Annotated in this window: 3 protein-coding genes; all 3 read right to left on the minus strand. The window is 50.0% G+C overall.

What is annotated here, in order from left to right; genetic code table 11:
- Positions 1 to 774, minus strand: a 774-nt coding sequence (locus Q0231_RS09910) for a Mur ligase family protein (protein WP_299347507.1), incomplete at its 3' end; no start/stop codon positions are given.
- A 3-nt stretch (positions 775 to 777) separates the two neighbouring features.
- Positions 778 to 2,220, minus strand: a complete 1,443-nt coding sequence (locus Q0231_RS09915; RefSeq protein ID WP_299347509.1) for a UDP-N-acetylmuramoyl-L-alanyl-D-glutamate--2,6-diaminopimelate ligase — start codon at positions 2,218 to 2,220, stop codon at positions 778 to 780.
- 10 nt (positions 2,221 to 2,230) lie between these two features.
- A partial coding sequence (locus tag Q0231_RS09920; RefSeq protein WP_299347511.1) for a penicillin-binding transpeptidase domain-containing protein occupies positions 2,231 to 3,176 on the minus strand: 946 nt, incomplete at its 5' end.

Consider the following 3,176-nt stretch of genomic DNA (forward strand, 5'->3'; position numbering starts at 1 on the left):
TAGATACCCAGGCAGTGCCGCTGCAACTTCCCCCATTAGTTTTTGCGCCTTTTCTATAGAGACATCAAAATGTGCCGCCCCTTCAACAGGATCAAACAAAAACATGTAATAGGGTAATATTCCATGTTTAAAGAGTGTTTCACTTAAGTTTACTTGAGCACTCGCCGTATCATTTACATTCCGTAAGAGAACGCCTTGGTTTAATAAATGTACGCCCGCTTGTTTTAATTTTTGGGCCGCCAAAGAGACGGCGTTGTCTATTTCATTGGCATGGTTCATACCCACCTCAAACACAGCATATTGTGTATCCGCGGGCATGCGAGCCAACATCAAAGGCACACCCCAGTGGTTATTGAACGATTTGATTGACGCATGCGTGTGCCCGGCTGCTTCTAAAACCAGCCTGATCGCTTCCTTGGTAGAGGTTTTCCCCACACTACCAGTTACAGCGACCACTTTGGCATCCGTGCGCGCCCGCGCGGCTCTTGCCAAATGTTCAAGCCCAATCAATGGGTCGTCAACAACAATCAGAGGTAAGTCTTTAGGAGCTTTCTTCGCCCAAATAGCGCCAACAAGTGCCGCGCCAGCACCATTTTTGATGGCTGCTTCAACAAAGTCATGTCCGTCAAATCGGTCCCCCGCAATCGCGACGAACAGATCACCAACTGACAAATCCCGAGAATCGATTGAAACGCCACCAAATGCATCAAGCTTGCATGCCAAAGCCTTGCCGCCTGTGGCTGCAACAATCTCATTTAGTGTCCACAAAGGCATGGCTCAAGCACCAACCGCCTTCAAAACAACTTCATGATCAGAGAAGTGGTGCTTGGTTTCACCAATGATTTGATAGTCTTCGTGGCCTTTGCCCGCAACCAGCAAAACGTCGCCTGGACCAAGCAAGGAGATGGCATGCTGAATGGCGTCACCTCGCCCAGCGACTTGAACCAAACTTGGATTGTCTGCCAATACCTCTGCCCGAATTGTTGCCGGGTCTTCCGTCCTTGGATTGTCGTCCGTCAAAACTGCGATGTCAGAGTTTTTGACCGCAGCCGCGCCCATTGGACCGCGCTTGCCCTTGTCTCGATCACCTCCACAGCCAAACACAGAGATCAATCGCTCTTTGGCGAATGGACGAAGTGCCTGCAAGGCAGTTTCCAGCGCGGCAGGCGTGTGCGCGTAGTCCACAAAAATCGCAGCCCCATTGTGTTCTGCGACAAGCTCCAAACGCCCTTTTGCCCCTTCAAGTTTTGAAAGACTTTCGAGCGCATCATCTTTGTCGATCCCAGTAGAAACAGCCATCGCAAAGGCCACCAAAGCGTTGGTCACCTGAAACTTACCAGCAAGCGGCAAATAGAATGCAGCCTCTTCACCCACCAGACGACCAGTCACACGCTGACCATAGCCTTCAGGCTCAATCTTGGTCACTTCAAAATATGCGCCATTTTCCCCAACAGTGATCACCGTTGCCTCACGTTCCAATCCTGCGAACATAAAGGGCGTTGCTTCTTCATCGTCCATGTTGATAACGCAGGTACCACCAGCAACCATCAATTCTTTGAACAACCGCAACTTGGCATCGTGATAGGCTTCCATCGTTTCATGGTAATCCAAATGATCCCGCGAAAGATTGGTAAACCCAACTACTTTGAATTCCATGCCGTCTAGACGACGTTGATCAAGTCCGTGGCTTGAGGCCTCCATGGCGACATGATCGATATTAGCGCTTTTGAGTTGTTGCAAGGTTTGGTGAAGGCTCATTGCCCCCGGTGTCGTCAGTTCCCCACCGGTTGTGTGTCCCTCCACCGTAATGCCCAAAGTGCCAACGCTTGCTCCTCGAATATCGTTCATTTCCCAAATCTGACGGATGAACGAAACGACAGATGTTTTGCCGTTTGTCCCCGTTACCGCAACCGCAACCTCAGGTTGTGGATCACAAACACGTCGCGCAGCCCGCGCAAAACACGCACGTACATCGTTCACAAGGTAAACTGGCACACCAGCGTCAAAGTCTAGTCCCCGGTCTGTGATGATGGCTGCAGCGCCCAATCGCACCACATCGCGCACAAATTCGTTGCCATGCATTTTAACGCCTGGTAGCGCGAAGAATGCAAACCCCTTCGCCACTTTTTGCGAATGTGAGGTAATGCCAGCGACATCCAAATCGTGGAAATCTTGTGCGGCACTCGCACCATCTAACAACATTTTGAGGGAATGTCCCATTATGTGTCCCTTATCGTAATTCTACTGGTACAAGTTGTGCATCGAGTTCTGGATCAAGATTAGGCACAATTCTTAGCATTGGTGCAACCCTTTCAATGATCCGGCCCGTCACAGCGCCGGCGTTCCAAGCAGCAGTATGACCACTGCGTTCATCTTCTTTTTTCGGCTCATCCACCAAGATGACCATCGCATATTGCGGTGCATCCATTGGAAATGCCGAGGCAAAAACATTTAGAAGTTTGTCGTCGGAGTATTTGCCATCCACCACCTTCTCAGCGGTTCCGGTTTTACCACCAACGCGATAGCCATCCGGCGCAGCTTTGCGGCCCGATCCCTCGATCGCGTTTAAGCGCAGCAAATAGCGAATTTGATCGCTAGTGCGTTCATTAATAACCCTTTTGCTGTTCGCAAGCGCAGCAATTCGGTCCCGTGGCAGCAATGTTGGCGCAATAAAATCACCACCATTTACTAGTGCTGCATAGGCAGTAAGAAGTTGCAGCGGCGTGATAGAAAGCCCGTGCCCAAAGGAGGCTGTGGCAGCCCCAACTTCAGAGAACTTATCTTTAATCTGGCTTTGCGTCTTTTCAGGCAATTCGATGACCGGCGAACCATCCATACCAACGTTGGCTAAAAACGCGCGGAAACGCTCTTTACCCAACGCCTGCATCATTTTTATTGTGCCAATGTTTGATGAGTATTTGATCACTTCTGGCAAACTAAGAACACGTTTTTTGGCGTGAAAATCGCCAATTCTAAATCGGCCAAATTGTACTGGTTTCGTCGCATCAAACTTATCAGTAATCTGCACCAAACCAGAATCGAGCGCAGCGGCGGCGGTAATTGGCTTCAAGGTCGAACCGAGTTCAAATTTACCTGCTGTAATTCGATTTATCCGCCCCTCTTCAAGGGCACCAGCTGGCATATTCGGGTCAAAATCGGGTAGAGAAACCAAAGCG

Source organism: uncultured Maritalea sp. (genome assembly GCF_937139385.1).
Lineage (GTDB): Bacteria > Pseudomonadota > Alphaproteobacteria > Rhizobiales > Devosiaceae > Maritalea > Maritalea porphyrae_A.

Coding starts and splice junctions, on each gene's coding strand:
- Q0231_RS09915 (WP_299347509.1), bottom strand. CDS start 2,220: ATGGGACATTCCCTCAAAATGTTGTTAGATGGTGCGAGTGCCGCACAA.